Below are 18,006 nucleotides of genomic sequence, written 5' to 3'. Positions count from 1 at the left end.
TCAGCGGCGTGAGTGGCCGAAGAGGATGCGGTAGCCGACGAGCAGGACGAGGGAGCCGCCGATGGCCGCCGCCCAGGTGGCGCCGTCGTAGAAGTGGTTGGTGATCGGGCGGTCGAGGTAGCGGGCGGAGATCCAGCCGCCGATGAAGGCGCCCGCGATGCCGATGACGGTCGTGCCGATGAAGCCGCCCGGGTCGCGGCCGGGGAGCAGCAGTTTGGCGGCGGCGCCGGCCAGCAGCCCCAGAACGATCCAGCTGATGATGCCCATGCAGTGACCCGGCCTTTCTCGCGCGGTGAGCTTTTGTGCGCTGTTGTCCTGAAGGACGTCACTGCGGAGTGGCGCGGTTGCGGTGATCGATTAGGTGCGGTGTACGACACAGGGGGGAAGGTCCAGGTCGTCGTTGTCCTCCTCGTACCAGCCGGTGCCGTCGAGCCAGGTGGTCAGCCAGTCGGCGAGGCTCGGGGAGTCGAGGAACCAGACGTGGTCCGGGTCGCCGCCGTTCGGTTCGAAGAGCAGGACCTGGGCGGACTCTCCGCGGCAGTCCACGCAGGCGTACATCCCGCAGCCCCAGTGGGATATCGGAAGGACGCCCTCGGGCCAGCCCCAGTCGGAGCTGCGCATCCCGGCGTACTTCTCGACGACGGAGGGCTCGCCTCCGGAGGAATTGCCGTCGAGCAGGGGCAACAGGCCGTACTCCGGGCCGAATCCGCCGTCGCCTATCCGGGTGTAGAGGGCGGCGAGCAGCGGCGGGACGGCAAAGCCGAGGGCGGCCTCCGCCCCGGCCAGGGTGCTCGCGCTCGCGGGAGCAGGCAGCGTGTCCCAGCCCCAGGGCCGGGTGGTCCGTGCCTCGGCGGCGACGCGGGCCAGCAACTCCTCGATGTCCGTCATGCGTTCATGGTGGACCACGGCACTGACAATCGAGCTCCGCGTGGCCGCCGAGGCGGCAGTCGGCTCTAGCGCGAGGCGAACGGCTGGTCCGTGCGCACGATTTCGCGGCCCAGCGGCATCAACGACACCGGGATGAGCTTGAAGTTGGCGACACCGAGCGGGATGCCGATGATCGTGACGCAGAGGAGGAATCCGGTGACGATGTGGCCGATGGCGAGCCACCAGCCCGCCAGGATCAGCCACAGGACGTTGCCGACGCAGGACGGCGCGCCCGCGTCGCGGCGCTCAACTGTCGTGTAGCCGAAGGGCCACAGGGCATAGCGGCCGATCCGGAAGCTGGCGAGGCCGAACGGGATACCGATGATCGTGATGCACAGGAGCAACCCCGCCACCAGATAACCGAGGAACATCCAGAACCCGCACAGGACGAGCCAAATGACGTTGAGGATTGTCTTCACTGCTGGCGACCTGCCATCTGCTCGAGCCGGGCGATGCGCTCCGCCATCGGCGGATGCGTGGAGAACATCTTGGACATGCCCTGCCCGGGACGGAAAGGATTCGCAATCATCATGTGACTTGCCGTCTCGAGGCGGGGCTCAGGAGGCAGCGGAAGCTGCTTTGTGCCCACGTCGAGCTTACGCAAGGCACTTGCGAGTGCCAGTGGGTCCCCCGTGAGTTGCGCGCCGGACGCGTCGGCCTCGTACTCCCTGGAGCGGCTGATCGCGAGTTGGATGACGGAGGCGGCGAGCGGTCCGAGGAGCATGATCAGGAGCATGCCGAAGATTCCGGGGCCCTCGTTGTCGTTCGAGCGGCCGATGGGGATCAGCCAGGCGAAGTTGACCAGGAACATGATCACCGAGGCGAGCGCGCCCGCTACGGACGAGATCAGGATGTCCCGGTTGTAGACGTGGCTGAGCTCGTGGCCGATGACGCCCCGGAGCTCGCGCTCGTCCAGGAGCCGCAGGATTCCTTCGGTGCAGCAGACCGCGGCGTTGCGCGGATTGCGGCCCGTCGCGAAGGCGTTGGGGGCCTCGGTCGGTGAGATGTAGAGGCGGGGCATGGGCTGGCGTGCCTGGGTGGAGAGCTCGCGGACCATGCGGTACAGCTCGGGCGCCTCGAATTCGCTCACCGGGCGCGCGCGCATGGCACGCAGGGCGAGCTTGTCGCTGTTCCAGTACGCGTACGCGTTGGTGCCGAGCGCCACGAAGAGCGCGACGATCAGGCCCGTACGTCCGAAGAAACTGCCGATGACGAGGATGAGAGCGGACAGTCCCCCGAGGAGTACGGCGGTCTTCAGCCCGTTGTGCCGGCGGTGCACGGTACGCCCTCCTGGTGGTGCGTGGGGGAACCCTCTGCCTACTGGTGCTTCCACTCTTCAGTGGACCCTCCCGTACTGGTCAACGCCAGGCGGGGAGCACTAGTTCCCTTGTGCGCGCAGGAGCGGTGTGGGCCGCTCGGGTGAGGCCCCGAGCGGCCTTGCGGAAAGGGGCCGTCAGAAGAGGCCGGTGTCCGCGAACCTCAGGACGAGTTGCGGCGCTCCGGAGAGGGCGACGCCGAGGACCGCGGTCAGGGCGATGGCCGCCGTCAGCGGGGCGGGCACGCGGTGCTTCACCAGCTCGCCCACGGGGGCGCGGAACAGCAGCGCGGTCCACTGGAGGTAGTAGAAGAGCGCGATCACCACGTTCACGGCCATCACCACGGCGAGCCAGCCGAGGCCCGCGTCGACCGCCGCCGAGAAGACGGTGACCTTCGCGAAGAGGCCGATGATGCCCGGCGGCAGGCCCGCGAGGCAGAGCAGGAAGAAGCCGAGCACCAGGGCGGACAGCGGACTCCTGGCGTACAGGCCCCGGTAGTCGCTGACGCGGTTCAGGCGCTGCGTGCGGCCGACGAGCGCGGCCACGGCGAAGGCTCCGAGGTTCACGGCCGCGTACATCAGGGCGTACGCGACGGTGGAGCCGATGGCCTTCTCGGCCTCCGCGGGGTTGTCCGCGTATCCGGCGGCGGCGATCGGCACCAGGAGGTAGCCGGCCTGGCCGACCGAGGACCAGGCGAGCAGCCGGACCGCGCTGTACGCGCGCGTGGCCTGCTGCCGCAGCGCCGCTACGTTGCCCGCGGTCATGGTGAGCGCGGCGAGCACGGCGAGCGCCGGGCCCCACACGTCCGCGTACGAGGGGAAGGCGACGACGGTGACGAGGATCAGGCCGGTGAAGCCGACCGCCTTGCCGACCACGGAGAGGTAGGCCGCCACCGGCAAGGGGGCGCCTACGTAGGTGTCGGGTACCCAGAAGTGGAAGGGCACGGCCGCCACCTTGAAGGCGAAGCCGACGAGGGTGAGGGCGACGCCGGTCTGGGCGAGCGTGTCCAGTTGCCCGTCCACGGTGCGGAGTTCGGTGGCGATCTCGGTGAGGTGCAGGGTGCCGGTCGCGGCGTACACGAAGCTGACGCCCATCAGCGTCACGGCGGTCGCGGCGACCGAGGAGAGGAAGAACTTCAGGGCCGCTTCGGAGGACCGCTTGTCGCCGTGCCTGAGGCCGACGAGCGCGAACGCGGGCAGCGAGGCGACCTCCAGGGCGACGACGAGGGTCGCGAGGTCGCGGGAGGCGGGCAGCAGCGCGGCGCCCGCTGCCGAGGACAGCAGCAGGAACCAGAACTCCCCTTCGGGGAGTTCCCTCTTGGTGCCGTTCGCGTCCTTGAGGGCGGTCATCGACAGGAGCGCGGCCAGCAGGGCGCCGCCCAGGACGAGGAGCTGGATGACGAGCGTGAAGCGGTCGGCGGTGTAGCTGCAGGCGTCCGCGCCGCCGGTCAGGCAGAAGGTCGACCGGTCGTCGTTCAGGATCGGGAGGAGCGACAGTGCGGCCGCGGCGAGTCCCGCCACGGAGATCCAGCCGAGCAGCGCCTTCTTGTTGTCGCCCACGAAGAGGTCGGCGACGAGCACGAGGAGACCGACGACCGCCGCGATGGTGGGCGGGGCGATCGCCAGCCAGTCGACGGACTGGACGACACTGGCGGCGCTTTCGGCGGCCACGGTCACGACTTGCCTCCTGCGAGGAGCTGCTGCACGGCCGGGTCGGTGAGGCCGAGCAGCGCGGCGGGCCAGAGTCCGGCGAGGACGGTGAGGGCGACGAGCGGGGTCCAGGCGGCGAACTCATAGCCCTGGACGTCGGCGAGCGCCGGGGATTCGGTCGCGGCGGCGCCCTGCGGCATCGGGCCCATGCAGACGCGGCGTACGACGATGAGCATGTACGCGGCGGTGAGCAGGGTGCCGAAGGCGGCGATCGCCATGAACGTGAGGAAGGCCGGGCGGCTGAGGTCGTCGGCGGGCTTGAACGCGCCGAACAGGGCGAGCATTTCGCCCCAGAACCCGGCGAGGCCCGGAAGGCCGAGCGAGGCGACCGCACCGAAGGCGACCAGGCCGCCGAGGCGGGGGGCCTTGCCGTAGAGCGCGGCGCCCGACTCCTGCGCGAGGGTGTCGAGGTCGCTGGTGCCGGTGCGGTCCTTGAGCGCGCCGACGAGGAAGAACAGCAGGCCGGTGATGAGGCCGTGCGCGATGTTGGCGAACAGCGCGCCGTTCACGCCGGTCGGGCTCATCGTCGAGATGCCGAGGAGCACGAAGCCCATGTGGCCCACGGACGAGTACGCGATGAGGCGCTTGAGGTCGCCCTTCGCGCCCTGCTTGGCGAGCGCGAGGCAGGCAAGCGATCCGTAAATGATCCCGACGACCGCGAAGGCCGCGAGATACGGCGCGAAGGTGCTCATCCCGTCGGGCGTGATGGGCAGCAGGATGCGGACGAACCCGTACGTGCCCATCTTCAGCAGCACGCCGGCCAGCAGGACCGAGCCGACGGTGGGCGCGGCGGTGTGCGCGTCCGGCAGCCAGCTGTGCAGCGGCCACATCGGCGTCTTGACCGCGAGCCCGATCCCGATCGCCAGAACTGCGATGACCTGCACGGATGTTGTCAGCCCGCGGCCGTTGTCAGTGGCGAGTGCCACCATGTCGAATGTGCCGGAATTCAGGCCGATGAGGAGGAGACCGAGCAGCATCACGACGGAGCCGAGCAGCGTGAAGAGGATGAACTTCCAAGCGGCTTGGACCCGTTGCTCACCGCCCCAGCGGGCGATGAGGAAGTACATCGGGATGAGCACCATCTCGAACGCCAGGAAGAACAGCAGCAGATCGAGGACGGCGAAGGTCGCGAGGGTGCCGGACTCGAGCACGAGGATCAGTGCCACAAATGCCTTGGGGGACGGCCCAGTCGGCATTTTGAAGTAGGAGTACAGCGCGCAGAGGAAGGTCAGCAGCGCGGTCAGGACCAGAAGGGGGAGCGAGATGCCGTCGATGCCGAGGTGGATGCGCACGTCGAGTGCGGGGATCCAGCTGATATCGGTCGTGGCCTGCATCTTCGATGGGTGGTCGTGGTCGAAGCCGAGCGCCAGGACGATCGCGGCGATGAGGATCGCGCCGGTCACGGTCACGCCGTGGCGGAGCACGGCCTGGTCGGGCGACTTCCCCTTCAGTCCGGGCGGGGCCGGCAGGAGGGCGGCGACGGCGCCGATGAGCGGGCCGACGACGATCAATGCGAGAAGGAACTGCATCACGGATTCGCTGATATCGATCACGGCTGCTCACGCTCCGACGGTGGCGACGAGGACGGCGGCGACAGCCAGGACGACGGTGCCTGCGAGCAGCGCGCTCAGGTAGGTCTGCACATTGCCGGTCTGGGCGCGGCGGACGGCCGTGCCGAGCCAGCGGGGTGCGGTGCCCGCGCCGCGTACGTACGTGTCGACGACCTCGCGGTCGAGGAACCGCACGAGGCTCGCTGCCGCCTGGACGGGGCGCACGAACAGGGCGGTGTAGACGGCGTCGAGGTGGAAACCGACTGCGGCGTGGCGGTGCAGCGGGCCGAGCAGGAGGCGGCCCGGGTCCGCCGGGTCGTGGGCTGCGGCCACGTCTCCGTACGCGGGGGCGTGTGTGGCGATGGCCTCCGCCTCTACGAGCCCGCCGTCGGCCTTCGCGTCGGCGGCGACCGCGCCCATCGGGACGCGGGCGGCGAGCGCCGTGGTGTGGCGCCACGCGCCGTACGTGACGAGACCGCCGACGAGGGCGAGTCCCGTGCCGAGGACGGAGGTGGTGAGTGTCGGGGTGAGCTCGTGACCGTCGAACCAGTCCGGCAGGACGCCGACGGTGAGGCCGAAGGCGAGTGAGGGGACGGCGAGCACCCAGAGCACGGCGGTCATCGTGACGGGCTGCCTGCCGTGGTCCGGGGCTTCGGCTCCCTTGCCGTTGAAGGCGAGGAGCCACAGGCGCGTCGCGTAGGCGGCGGTGAGGAGGGCGGTCAGCAGACCGGCGACGAGGACGATCCAGCCCGCCGCGGTGGGCGCGGTCTCGGAGTGGCCGGTGGCCGCGTGCTCGGCGGCGCCCAGGACGGCTTCCTTGGAGAAGAAGCCGCTGAACGGCGGGATCGCGGCGAGCGCGAAGAGCGCCACGGTCATCGTCCAGAAGGCGTCGGGGACACGGTCGCGCAGGCCCTTCATCCGGGACATCGCGGCGAGGGAGTTGGTGCCGGCGGCGTGGATGATCACGCCCGCGCCGAGGAAGAGGAGCGCCTTGAAGGCGCCGTGCGACAGGAGGTGGAAGACGGCGGCACCGCGTTCGCCGACGGCGAGGGCGCCGGTCAGATAGCCGAGCTGGCCGATCGTCGAGTACGCGAGGACGCGCTTGATGTCGTCCTGGGCGAGCGCGGCGAGGGCCGAGCCGGCCATCGTGACGGCGGCCATCACGGCGAGGACGACCAGGGCCGCCGATGACGCGGCGAAGACCGGGAGGAGACGGGCCACGAAGTAGACACCGGCGGCGACCATCGTCGCGGCGTGGATGAGCGCGGAGACGGGCGTGGGGCCCGCCATCGCGTCGGGCAGCCAGGTGTGCAGCGGGAACTGCGCGGACTTGCCGGCCACGCCCGCGAGGAGCAGCAGGGCGATGAGCGTGGGGTGGTCGAGGCCGCCGTCCGCGACCGTCGCGAGGACGGTCGTGATGCGGAAGGAGCCCGCGTCGACGGCCAGTGCGAACAGGCCGATCAGGAAGGGGACGTCGCCGAGCTTGGTGACCAGGAAGGCCTTGAGGGAGGCGGCGCGGGCTTCGGGCGTCTCCCAGTAGTGGCCGACGAGGAAGTACGAGCAGATGCCCATGATCTCCCAGCCGACCAGGAGCACCATCAGGTCGCCGGAGTAGACGACGAGCAGCATCGCGGAGGTGAAGAGGGAGACGAGAGCGGCGTACGAGGGGTAGCGCGGGTCGTCGCGCAGGTAGCCCGTCGAGTAGATCTGCACGCAGGAGGCGACGACGCCGACCAGGACGGCGACCAGGGCGGCGAAGCCGTCGATGTGCAGGGCGAGTTCGATGGGGACCGAGCCGGTCGGGGTGAGCTCGGTGGCGGAATCGATGTCGGCGCCGCCGCCGTGCCGGACGGCGACCAGGACGGCGAGGACGAGCGCGGCCAGCGTGGGCAGCACCGCGAGGGGGCGTACGAGTCCCGGGATCGTGCGGCCGAGGAGCAGGCCGGCGGCCGCGCCGAGGAACGGCAGGAAGGGGACGAGTACGGCGAGGGTGGTCGTGGTCACGCGGTGGCCTCAGCCTTCTGCGACTTCTGCGACTTCTCTGCCGGGGCGGGCTCTTCGGTGGCCGCGCCCTCGGCATCGTCTTCGGGGTCTTCGGGGCCCTCGGCGGTGTCGCGGAGGTCGTCGACGGCGGAGGAGCCGCGGTTGCGGTAGACGGCGAGGACGATCGCGAGGCCGATGCCGATCTCGGCGGCGGCGATGGCGATGGTGAAGAGGGTCAGGGCCTGGCCGGAGTGGAGGGCGTCGCGCAGCCAGACGTCGAAGGCCACCAGGTTGAGGTTGACGGCGTTGAGCATCAGCTCAACGGACATCAGGACCAGGATCGCGTTGCGGCGGGCGAGTACTCCGTAGAGGCCTACGCAGAAGAGGAGGACGGCCAGGACGGCGGGATAGGCGAGGTGCATCAGCGCTGCTCCTTGTCGCTGGGGGCACCGTTCGTGCGGGTGTCGCCGGGGGTGTTGGTCAGCCGGGTCATGCGGGCGTTCCTGCGGGAGAGGACGATCGCGCCGACCAGGGCGGCGAGGAGCAGGACCGAGAGGGCCTCGAAGGGCAGTACCCAGTGCTGGAAGAGGAACTTTCCGGTCACGGCGGTGGAGCCCTGGGCTTCGGCCGCGGCGCGGTCGAGGTCGATCCAGGTCGTACGGAAGGCGTCGACGACGACCCAGACCAGGGCGGCGGCCGCGAGGACGGCCACTGCGAGCGCGACCGGGCGGTTGCCCGAATCGGCGTCCGGGGAGCGGCCGATGGGAGCCCGGGTGAGCATCAGTCCGAACAGGAGGAGGACGACGACGGAACCGACGTAGATCAGTACCTGCACCCAGGCGATGAACTCGGCGGTGAGCAGGAGGTACTCGACGGCCAGGCCGCCGAGCGTGGCCACCAGCCACAGGGCGGCGTGCACCAGCTGCTTGGTGGTGACGGTGACGATCGCCGAGCCGAGGGTGACAAGACCGACCAGGAGGAACGCGACCTCCACTCCCGTCGGGGAGAGGAAGCCCTGGCTCTCGGCGGCCTTGGCCGCCGCTTCGGAGGCTGTTGTGAGGGTCACGCGTCTCCCTCCGGTCCGGGTGCCTCGGCCTGTTGCGCCGCGGCGAGCTTCTCCGCCGCCTTGCGGGCGGTGGCGATCTCCTTGGGTTCCTCGGCCGCGGGGTCCAGGGCGGGCGGGGCCGGCACGGTCCACATCCAGTCGCGGAGCTTGTCGCGCTCGTGGGTGAGTTCGTGGATGTCGGTCTCGGCGTACTCGAACTCCGGGGACCAGAACAGGGCGTCGAAGGGGCAGACCTCGATGCAGATGCCGCAGTACATGCAGAGGGAGAAGTCGATGGCGAAGCGGTCGAGGACGTTGCGGCTGCGCTCGCGGCCGCCCTCGACGGCCGGCGGGACCGTCTCCTTGTGGGAGTCGATGTAGATGCACCAGTCGGGGCACTCGCGGGCGCACAGCATGCAGACCGTGCAGTTCTCCTCGAAGAGCCCGATGACGCCTCGGGTGCGGGGCGGTAGTTCGGGCTGGTGCTCCGGGTACTGCTGGGTGACGGTCTTCTTCGTCATCGTGCGGAGGGTGACGGCGAGGCCCTTGGCCAGGCCGCTGCCAGGGATCGGAGGCATTAGTTGATCGCCACCTTCACGATTCCGGTGAGCGCGATCTGCGCGAGGGCGAGCGGGACGAGGAGGGTCCAGGAGAGCTTCTGGAGCTGGTCCTCGCGGAGACGGGGGTAACTGACGCGTAGCCAGATCACGAGGAAGGCGAGTACCGCCGTCTTCAGGAGGGTCCAGACCCAGCCGAGGCCGTCGGCGCCCCAGGGGCCGTGCCAGCCGCCGAGGAAGAGGACGGTGGTGAGGCCGCAGAGGACGACGATTCCGGCGTACTCGGCGAGGAGGAAGAGGGCGAAGCGGAGGCCCGTGTACTCCGTGTAGGCGCCGAAGATGATCTCCGAGTCGGCGACCGGCATGTCGAAGGGCGGGCGCTGGAGTTCGGCGAGGCCCGCGATGAAGAAGACGAGGGCGCCGACGATCTGCCAGGGCAGCCACCACCACTCGAAGGCGTTGAGGATGCCGGGGAGTGACACCGTCCCGGCCGCCATCGCGACCGAGGCCGCGGCGAGCAGCATCGGGAGTTCGTACGCGAGGAGCTGGGCGGCGGTGCGCAGGCCGCCGAGGAGGGAGAACTTGTTGGCGCTGGCCCAGCCGGCCATGAGCGAGCCGAGTACGCCGATGCCCATGACCGCGAGGACGAAGAAGATGCCGGCGTCGACGAGTTCGCCGACGGCGCCTTCGCTCGGGCCGATGGGGATGGCGACGAGGACGAGGAGGTAGGGCAGCAGGGCGACGGCGGGGGCGAGCTGGAAGATGCGGCGGTCGGCGTCGGCCGGTACGACGTCTTCCTTCTGCGCGAACTTGACTCCGTCGGCGACGAGCTGGGCCCAGCCGTGGAAGCCGCCCGCGTACATGGGGCCGAGGCGGCCCTGCATGTGGGCCATCACCTTGTGCTCGGTCTGGCCGATGACCAGGGGCAGGACCATGAATACGGCGAAGACGATGACAAGCCGCAGGGCAACGTCGAGAGCGTCGTTCACTCCGTGCCTCCTGGGCGGTCGTCTTCGGGGGTTTCGGTGGGGGTGGGGTCGGGGGCGGCGGTGGGCTCGGGTGCGGGTGCCGGCGCGGGTGCCTGATCCACGTCGGCCGCCGGCGCGAGTGCCGGTCCGGGCGGGGGCGTCTGCTTCGACTCGGGTGCGGGCGTCGGCTCGGACTCGGCTACGGGCGTCTGCTCGGACTCGGGTGCCGGCCCGGGTGCGGGCGTCTGCTCAGGCTCAGGCGTCGGCTCGGCCTCGGCAGTCGGCTCCGCCTCGGGCGCACGTGTCGGCGCCGCCTTGGGCGTCGGCTCGGGCTCAGGCGTTGGCTCGACTGCGGGCGCTGGCCCGGGCGTCGACTCAGGCTGGGGCGTCGGCTCGACCGCAGGTGCCTGCTCGGGTGCCGGCGTCTGCTCCGATGTCGGCTCGGCCTCCGGCGTGGGCTTCTGCTCAGCCGGGGGCGACGGCTCCGCCTTGGGGGCCGCCTTCGCTTCCGGTGTTGCCGGCTTCGGCCGGTCCGTGTCGTCGAACGCCGGGCGCGCCTTGTGCCACGGGGCGTCGGAGCCGGACGGGGGCGCCGCCGCGGGCTTCGCCTCGGCTTCGGGCTTCGCCGGCGCGGTCGACTCCACTTCTGGCTTCACCGGCGCGGTCACCTCGGCTCCCGGCTTCGCCGGCGCGGTCGGCTCCGCTTCGGGCTTCGTCTGCGCGGTCACCTCGGCTTCCGGCTTCGTCGGCGCCTTCGCTTCGCCCTCAGGCTTCGCCGCCGCAGGCACCTCAGGCCCCGGCGCAGGCGGTGTTCCCGGTGCCGCAGGCGCAGCCTCCGCCGGCGGTCGCTGTGATGCCGAGCCCTGGCTCACGCTGCGGGACCGGCGTGGGGTGGGCTGCTCCGTTGTCCCGGACTGGCTTGCCGAGCCCTCGCCCGCCGTGCGGGTGCGGCGGGCCGGGCGGTCGCCTGCCGCGCGGGCCGCGCCGCGGGCCGGGCGGGCCGGGGCCGCGGGGAGTTGGCCCTTCAGCGGGCCCCATTCGTTCGGGTCCGGTACACCGGGGGGCAGCATCTGGCGGCGCTTGGGGCCGCCGTGCTCCGACTCCCCCGGCTCCTTGGCGCCCGGCCAGGCCTTCGCGACACGGGCAGCGAGCACGAAGTCCTTGCGCAGGGGGTGGCCTTCGAAGGTCTCGGGGAGGAGCAGCGGCACCAGGTTCGGGTGGCCTTCGAAGGCGATGCCGAACATCTCGTGCGTCTCGCGCTCGTGCCAGGCCGCGCCCGCGTAGACGTCGACCGCCGTCGGCAGGACCGGGGCGTCGTGCGGAACGGTCGTACGGATGAGGAGACGGCGTACCGGAGAGAGGGCGACGACGTGCGCAGAGACGAGGAAGCCCGTGCCCGGTTCGTCGACCGCGCTCAGCCAGTCGAAGTACGTGCAGGTCAGGGTCGTGCGCGCGGTTTCCAGCGCCGCGATCCAGGTGGTGGGCGGGACGTCCACCGTCAGGAGGTCGTACGACTCGTCGGCCGTCGCCTCCGCGCCGAAGAGCTCCTCCACGGGGCTCGGCAGCCAGCCGGTCATGCCTTTTCCTCCCCCGAGGCAGCAGGAGCAGAAGGAGAAGCAGAAGGCGGCTTCACCAGACCGCTCTGCAGCGCCGCCGCCGAAGGCCGCGCACCGCCCCCGTACCGCTCCCCCAGCGACTCCCGCGCGATCTTCTCCTGGAGCTTGAGGATCCCCTGGAGGAGCGCTTCCGGCCGGGGCGGGCATCCGGGGACGTACACGTCGACCGGGATGATCTGGTCGACGCCCTTGGTGACGGAGTACGAGTCCCAGTAGGGGCCGCCGCAGTTGGAGCAGGCGCCGAAGGAGATCACGTACTTCGGCTCGGGCATCTGCTCGTACAGGCGCTTCACGGCGGGGGCCATCTTGTCCGTGACCGTGCCGGACACGACCATCAGGTCGGCCTGGCGCGGGCCCGGCGCGAAGGGGATGACGCCGAGCCTGATGAAGTCGTGGCGCGCCATGGACGCGGCGATGAATTCGATGGCGCAGCAGGCGAGGCCGAAGTTGAAGACCCAGAGGGAGTACCGGCGGCCCCAGTTGAGGACCACCTTCATCGGCTCGGGGGCCAGGCGCGAGAGCACGCCCAGCTTCTTCGGCTCGGGGAGCAGCACAGGCTCCGAGGGGGTCACGTCCACGTCAGGACGCCCTTCTTGTATGCGTACAGCAGACCCACGGTCAGGAAGCCGAGGAAGATGAACATCTCCACCAGCGTCGTGGCACCGTAGCCGGGCGCGGCGAAGACCGTCGCCCACGGAAAGAGGAAGATCGAGTCGACGGCGAAGATGACGTAGAGGAACGCGTAGACGTAGTAGCGGACCTGGGTGTGGGCCCAGCCCTCGCCGACCGGGTCGACGCCGCACTCGTACGTCAGGAGTTTCTCCGGGGTCGGCACGACGGGCCGCAGCAGCCGCCCCGCGCCGAAGGCGACGGCGACGAACAGCACGCCCACGACGGCGAGCAGTCCGACGACGGAGTACGACTGGTAGTAGCTCGCCGCGACGTTCGTCACGTGCACGTCAGCCCCTTCACTCCCCGACAGTCCCCGACCGCCTCTGAAATTGATCACCGTTCAGTGATCACCGTTCAGCGATCACAGTTCAGCGATCACAGTTCATTGATCACTGTTCGACGATCTGTACGCACGGGAGTCTAGGGCCTGCTAAAGGCAAGGTAAGCAGAGCGTCACGCTTCGGTCAGGACGGGTGGGGTTATCCCCCGCCCAGCTTGGCGGTCAACCTCATGGCGCCGGAGCGGCGGGCCGGGCACCCTTGCGCATATGACCGCAAGCGCCATGTCCCCTTCTCCGTACGCGTCCTCGGTGTCCCCGCCGCCCGCCCGCTTCGCGGCGTACGACCGGCACACCTGGAAGGAGATCGCGCACCTCCTCGCCAATCTGCCGCTGGGCGTGGCCGGTTTCGTCTATGTGACCGTGGCCGTGGCGGTGGGCGGCGGTCTGTCCGTGACGGTCATCGGTCTGCCACTGCTCGCGGGCGCGCTGATCGGCGCGCGGCAGCTCGGCAAGGCGGAGCGGGCCCGCGCCAGGGGGCTGCTCGGGCTGCGGATCGAGGAGCCGAGTCCGCTGCCGAGGCAGCACGGGCACGGCTTCTTCAGCTGGCTGTGGTCGAGCCTGAAGGACCCGGTGGGCTGGCGCGCGATGCTGTACGAGTTCATCCGGCTGCCCTGGGGCGTGGTGACGTTCACCGTCGCCTTCGCCGGCCTCTTCGTGTTCTGGCCCGTACTCCCCTACGTCGCGCGCGGTCTGACCAACGCCGACCGGGCGATGGCGCGCGGCCTGCTCTCGCCCTCCGACGAACTGGAGCGGCGCATCGCCGAACTGGAGTCGGACCGGGGCGTCGTGGTCGACACGGCCGCCGCCGATCTGCGCCGCATCGAGCGCGATCTGCACGACGGCGCGCAGGCCCGCCTGGTCGCGCTCGCCATGGGCCTCGGCCTGGCCAAGGAGAAGCTCCTCGAGGACCCCGACGCCGCGGCCGCGATGGTGGACGAGGCGCACGGCGAGGTGAAGCTCGCCCTCCAGGAGCTGCGCGACCTGGCCCGCGGCATCCACCCGGCGGTCCTCACCGACCGCGGCCTGGACGCGGCGCTCTCCTCCGTGGCCTCGCGGTGCACGGTCCCGGTGAAGGTGACGGCCGATCTGCCCGAGCGCCCGGCCGCCGCGATCGAGGGCATCGCGTACTTCACGGTCTCCGAGCTGCTGCAGAACGTCAGCAAGCACAGCGGGGCGCGCACGGCTTCCGTGGAGGTGTGGCGCTCCGACCAGCGCCTGCTCATCCAGGTGGGGGACGACGGCCACGGCGGCGCGAGCCTCGACGGGGGCACGGGCATGGCGGGGCTCGCGGACCGGCTCGGCGCGGTCGACGGCCTGTTCGTCATCGATTCGCCTCAGGGCGGTCCGACGACGATCACGGCGGAGCTGCCGTGGCGGGACCGGGACCAGGGGTAGGGAAAACCCCCGGTCGAAGACACCCACCCACCACATGGTCCGGATCCGCCCAGGCCAGCAGGCTGGTCATAGACAGCGCACGACCCAGCAGCGCCCCAGCAGCGACCGAGCAGAAACGGACGGCACCGATGGCCACGGAGTACGGACAGGAGTACGGACGCATGGACCGTTCGGAGTTCCGGGGTTCCGACCTCGATGAGCGTCGGCGCCGGATCCCCGCCGGGCTGCGCGCGCCGTTGGAGGCCCGTGCCTGGAAGGAATTCGGTTATGTGCTGCTCAGCCTGCCCATCAGCATCGTCACCTTCACGTACGCGATCACGATGCTGTCGCTCGGTGCCGGCCTGCTGATCACGTTCATCGGCATCCCGGTGCTGGCCGCCGGTCTGGCCGGCTGCCGGGGCATCGGTGCCCTCGAGCGGGTGCGGGCGCGCTCGCTGCTCGGCGTCGAGGTGGCGAACCCGGAGCCGCTGCGGCCGAAGAGCGGCGGGCCGATGGGATGGATGGGCGCCGTCCTCAAGAGCGGTGTCTCCTGGCGGCACGTCCTCTACTCGATACTTCACATGCCGTGGGCGGTCTTCTCCTTCAGCGTGTCGGTGGTCTTCTGGTCGAGCGGCTGGACGCTCCTGACGTATCCGCTGTGGCAGTGGCTCTTCCCGGCGTACGGGGACCAGGGCGGCATCCAGCTCTACGACGACGGCGGTCACCGCGTCTACCTGGACAACCCCTTCGAGATCGGTGTCACCGCCCTCATCGGACTGCTGATCACGCTGGCCACCCCCTGGATCATCCGGGCCCTGACCACCGTCGACCGCGTCATGGTGATCGGCCTGCTAGGCCCGTCGAGCCTGGCGACGCGGGTCGTCGAGCTGGAGTCGGACCGGGGCGTCGTCGTGGACACCGCGGCCGCCGATCTGCGCCGTATCGAGCGCGATCTGCACGACGGGGCGCAGGCCCGCCTTGTCGCACTCGCCATGGACCTCGGCCTGGCCAAGGAGAAGCTGGCGGAGGACCCCGAGGCCGCGGCGCGCATGGTGGACGAGGCGCACGGCGAGGTGAAGGTCGCCCTCCAGGAGCTGCGCGATCTGGCCCGCGGCATCCACCCGGCGGTGCTCACCGACCGCGGCCTGGACGCGGCGCTCTCCGCGCTCGCCGCACGGTGCACGGTTCCGGTGCAGGTCGAGGTGGATCTGCCCGCGCGTCCCGCCGCCGCGATCGAGGGCATCGCGTACTTCACGGTCTCCGAGCTCCTGCAGAACATCTCCAAGCACGCGCGGGCGACGCGCGGCACCGTCGACGTCTGGCATGTCGAGGACCGGCTGATGCTCCAGGTCACCGACAACGGCGCGGGCGGCGCCGACGTGACGTCGGGCTCCGGCCTCGCGGGGCTCGCCGAGCGGCTCGACGCGGTCGACGGGATCCTGGTCGTGAACTCGCCGGTGGGCGGGCCGACTACGGTGACGGCGGAACTGCCGTGGCGGGCGTAACTGCCCGCGCCAACAGTGCCTTGTCTCCCGGGAGTTGGGTACGTTCTGGCTGATCGGCCGGAGAAAACCCTCGGGGGAGACGCACCATGCAGCGAGGACGGTCCCGTCTGCGCGAGCGGATACAGCAGCGGCTGCGGGGAGACGCTCCCCCGGCCGACTCGGACGCCGGGAGCCAGGCCGCGGACCATGGGCTGCCGTTCGACTACCGCGTGCGCGTCCTCGTGGAGATCCAGGAGGACCCGGATGAACTGGCACTCGCGGAGAGCCAGTTGACCGCACGGGGCTGGCCGGTCAGGGAGCCGAAGCCGGGTGAGTACGCACCGGGAGAGGTGACACCGTCGTACGTCCCAAGGATCGTCGAGGTGCGCCTCATCGGCGCGCGCGACGGCGTGGCCCAGCATGCGCTGCACCAGGTGATGGACCTCTCCTACGACAGAGAACTCGCCCTGCACGTACGGGACGCGGCGCTCATCCAGCACCGGCCGGACCCGCACATCACGTGGAAGCTCCACCCCAAGCGGGTCCCCACACCGCGCGAGCGGCTGAAGGAGTGGCTGGGCATCGAGAGCGGCGGCACGGAGGAGGATCCGCAGCCCGAGCGCGTGATCCGGATTCCGGAGGACGCGCCCGAGGCGGACGCGCTGGCCGCGGCGGCCTCGCACTCGCCGGCGTGGCCGCCGTTCGACCCGCTGAAGCATGAGGTGCGGCCGGCACGGATCAACGACCCGTCGCCGGTGGCGATGGCGCACGGCTTCGTGGCCGCCACCCCGGTCGCGATCGCCTATCTGGCCATCCGGTCCGTGCGCGCACCGTCCGATGAGCCGTGGTGGGTCAGCGTCGGCACGGCCTGCCTCTTCGCGCTCGGCGGGTTGCTCACCGGCCATCTCGTCGCCGGCGTCTTGTTCGTCTACCGCCAGTCCACCGCCCTGCGCACCATCCTGCCCTGGGCACTGCCGGTCGTCGTGCCCACCGTCTTCGCAGCGGTTCCGCAGGTGGGACAGTCGGTGTACGCGGGCTATCTGTCGGCGTTCGAGCTGTCCGGGGAGGTCTCGACCGGTGCGTGGCCGGACGGTCTGATGGCCGGGCTGTGGGTGTCGCTCGCGTTTCTGTTCGGGCTGCTGGCCGGAGTGGGCGCGAGCGGATGGGTGTACCGGACCACGGCACGCTCCGGCACCACCTTCGGCACCGCCGTGCTCATCGGCATGTACGCCGGGGCGCTCGCGGGCTGGATGCTGGCGTCCGCCGTGACCGACCGCGCCGCCGACTCCGGCGACCGGGCCCTGGCCGCCGCGCAGGAGTACCGCACCCCCGGCGCCTACTACGGCCTCAAGGCCGACTTCACCTGCGTACGACCGAAAGAGAAGGACGCCCCCGTCTACGGCGGCACCCTCCCCGCGGGCCGCCCGCTGCTCACCTTCGGACCCAAGGGTGACCGTGTGTCCCTCTGGGATCCGAAGACGAAGCGCGCGCTGAGCATGCGTCTCGAAGACGCCTCCTTCGTGCCCGCCAAGAGCGAACACGGGAAAGCGGTCTGTCCACGAACCAAGTAACGCCCGCGCGTACGCGCGATACTGAGGTGCCGGGGGACTCAAGAACCAAATATGCCGGGGGGCCGTGGACGTGGAGGACAAAGTGCGGGTGGTCATCGCCGAGGATTCAGTGCTGCTCAGGGAGGGCCTGACCCGGTTGCTGACCGACCTCGGGCACGACGTCGTCGCGGGGGTGGGCGATGCGGACGCGCTGATCAAGACGGTCGACCAGCTCCACGCGACGGGCGCGCTGCCCGACGTGGTGGTCGCCGATGTGCGGATGCCGCCGACGCACACCGACGAGGGGGTGCGGGCCGCGGTCCAGCTGCGCCACCAGTATCCGGGGCTCGGGGTGCTCGTCCTTTCGCAGTACGTCGAGGAGCAGTACGCCACCGAGCTGCTCGCCGGGTCCAGCCGCGGCGTCGGCTATCTGCTCAAGGACCGGGTCGCCGAGGTCCGTGAGTTCGTGGACGCGGTGGTGCGGGTCGCGCAGGGCGGCACCGCGCTCGACCCGGAGGTCGTGGCGCAGCTGCTCGGCCGCAGCCGTAAGCAGGACGTACTCGCGGGTCTGACGCCGCGCGAGCGCGAGGTGCTCGGCCTGATGGCCGAGGGGCGGACGAACTCGGCGATCGCCCGGCAGCTCGTGGTGAGCGACGGCGCCGTCGAGAAGCACGTCAGCAATATCTTCCTGAAGCTCGGCCTCTCCCAGAGTGACGGAGATCACCGGCGTGTACTGGCCGTGCTGACCTATCTCAACTCCTAGAAAACTGACACCCTGTCAGATATTTAGGGCACAACAAGAGCGTCACCAGGTCGAACCGAGCAGAGCACTAGCACCAGTCGAGCATGAGTACGGAGAACAGTCCTAGAACCAAAGAATGAGTGGGGGCGTCTTCCATGTCGGGCCGGGGGGCG

The 18,006-nt window shown here is 70.4% G+C and carries 18 protein-coding genes; 4 read left to right on the top strand and 14 right to left on the bottom strand.

Annotated features, from left to right (window positions below; all coding sequences use genetic code 11):
- The 14 genes from AB0G47_RS14065 to AB0G47_RS14000 form a co-directional block, all read right to left on the bottom strand.
- Positions 1–267, bottom strand: a complete 267-nt coding sequence (locus AB0G47_RS14065) for a GlsB/YeaQ/YmgE family stress response membrane protein (RefSeq protein ID WP_266863265.1) — start codon at positions 265–267, stop codon at positions 1–3.
- Between the two features lie 90 nt (positions 268–357).
- Positions 358–888, bottom strand: coding sequence for an SMI1/KNR4 family protein (locus AB0G47_RS14060; protein WP_360768434.1), 531 nt, complete (start codon positions 886–888; stop codon positions 358–360).
- A 65-nt stretch (positions 889–953) separates the two neighbouring features.
- Positions 954–1,346 (bottom strand): YccF domain-containing protein, encoded by a 393-nt coding sequence (locus tag AB0G47_RS14055; protein ID WP_360768432.1) that lies wholly within the window; start codon positions 1,344–1,346, stop codon positions 954–956.
- The gene (htpX, locus tag AB0G47_RS14050; protein ID WP_360768429.1) at positions 1,343–2,206 is read right to left on the bottom strand and encodes a zinc metalloprotease HtpX; all 864 of its coding nucleotides are present in this window, start codon (positions 2,204–2,206) and stop codon (positions 1,343–1,345) included. The genes AB0G47_RS14055 and htpX overlap by 4 nt, the downstream gene beginning before the upstream one ends.
- Before the next feature lie 174 nt (positions 2,207–2,380).
- Complete coding sequence (locus AB0G47_RS14045; RefSeq protein WP_360768427.1) at positions 2,381–3,919, bottom strand: NADH-quinone oxidoreductase subunit N; 1,539 nt, start codon at positions 3,917–3,919, stop codon at positions 2,381–2,383.
- The gene (locus AB0G47_RS14040) at positions 3,916–5,505 is read right to left on the bottom strand and encodes an NADH-quinone oxidoreductase subunit M (RefSeq protein ID WP_360768424.1); all 1,590 of its coding nucleotides are present in this window, start codon (positions 5,503–5,505) and stop codon (positions 3,916–3,918) included. The genes AB0G47_RS14045 and AB0G47_RS14040 overlap by 4 nt, the downstream gene beginning before the upstream one ends.
- 6 nt (positions 5,506–5,511) lie before the next feature.
- Entirely contained in the window at positions 5,512–7,506 is a 1,995-nt protein-coding gene (locus AB0G47_RS14035) for an NADH-quinone oxidoreductase subunit L (protein ID WP_360768422.1), read from the bottom strand.
- A complete protein-coding gene (nuoK, locus tag AB0G47_RS14030; protein WP_266863279.1) occupies positions 7,503–7,907 on the bottom strand; it encodes an NADH-quinone oxidoreductase subunit NuoK in 405 nt (134 codons plus the stop codon). Before nuoK ends, AB0G47_RS14035 begins: the two co-directional genes overlap by 4 nt.
- Positions 7,907–8,551, bottom strand: a complete 645-nt coding sequence (locus tag AB0G47_RS14025; RefSeq protein WP_360768419.1) for an NADH-quinone oxidoreductase subunit J — start codon at positions 8,549–8,551, stop codon at positions 7,907–7,909. The genes nuoK and AB0G47_RS14025 overlap by 1 nt, the downstream gene beginning before the upstream one ends.
- Complete coding sequence (locus AB0G47_RS14020) at positions 8,548–9,108, bottom strand: NADH-quinone oxidoreductase subunit I (protein WP_360768416.1); 561 nt, start codon at positions 9,106–9,108, stop codon at positions 8,548–8,550. The genes AB0G47_RS14025 and AB0G47_RS14020 overlap by 4 nt, the downstream gene beginning before the upstream one ends.
- Entirely contained in the window at positions 9,108–10,076 is a 969-nt protein-coding gene (locus AB0G47_RS14015) for a complex I subunit 1 family protein (protein WP_360768413.1), read from the bottom strand. The genes AB0G47_RS14020 and AB0G47_RS14015 overlap by 1 nt, the downstream gene beginning before the upstream one ends.
- A complete protein-coding gene (locus AB0G47_RS14010) occupies positions 10,073–11,632 on the bottom strand; it encodes an NADH-quinone oxidoreductase subunit C (protein ID WP_360768410.1) in 1,560 nt (519 codons plus the stop codon). The genes AB0G47_RS14015 and AB0G47_RS14010 overlap by 4 nt, the downstream gene beginning before the upstream one ends.
- A complete protein-coding gene (locus tag AB0G47_RS14005) occupies positions 11,629–12,249 on the bottom strand; it encodes an NADH-quinone oxidoreductase subunit B family protein (RefSeq protein ID WP_360768408.1) in 621 nt (206 codons plus the stop codon). Before AB0G47_RS14005 ends, AB0G47_RS14010 begins: the two co-directional genes overlap by 4 nt.
- Positions 12,240–12,629 carry an NADH-quinone oxidoreductase subunit A gene (locus AB0G47_RS14000; protein ID WP_266863289.1) on the bottom strand — a complete coding sequence of 130 codons (390 nt, stop codon included), beginning with the start codon at positions 12,627–12,629 and terminating at the stop codon, positions 12,240–12,242. The genes AB0G47_RS14005 and AB0G47_RS14000 overlap by 10 nt, the downstream gene beginning before the upstream one ends.
- 261 nt (positions 12,630–12,890) lie before the next feature.
- On the opposite strand from AB0G47_RS14000, the gene AB0G47_RS13995 reads away from it, so the two are divergent.
- From AB0G47_RS13995 to AB0G47_RS13980, 4 genes are all read left to right on the top strand, one after another.
- A complete protein-coding gene (locus AB0G47_RS13995) occupies positions 12,891–14,078 on the top strand; it encodes a sensor domain-containing protein (protein WP_360768405.1) in 1,188 nt (395 codons plus the stop codon).
- A gap of 128 nt (positions 14,079–14,206) precedes the next feature.
- Entirely contained in the window at positions 14,207–15,562 is a 1,356-nt protein-coding gene (locus AB0G47_RS13990; protein ID WP_360768402.1) for a sensor domain-containing protein, read from the top strand.
- Positions 15,563–15,648: 86 nt separating this feature from the next.
- Positions 15,649–17,112 carry a hypothetical protein gene (locus tag AB0G47_RS13985; RefSeq protein ID WP_360768399.1) on the top strand — a complete coding sequence of 488 codons (1,464 nt, stop codon included), beginning with the start codon at positions 15,649–15,651 and terminating at the stop codon, positions 17,110–17,112.
- 82 nt (positions 17,113–17,194) lie between these two features.
- A complete protein-coding gene (locus AB0G47_RS13980) occupies positions 17,195–17,854 on the top strand; it encodes a response regulator transcription factor (RefSeq protein ID WP_360769018.1) in 660 nt (219 codons plus the stop codon).
- The last annotated feature ends 152 nt before the right edge of the window (positions 17,855–18,006 follow it).

The sequence above is a fragment of the Streptomyces sp. NPDC021622 genome (genome assembly GCF_040640795.1).
Lineage (GTDB): Bacteria > Actinomycetota > Actinomycetes > Streptomycetales > Streptomycetaceae > Streptomyces.
Note: the sequence above shows the minus strand (reverse complement) of the source record. Positions and strands in the feature narration are given on the sequence as shown.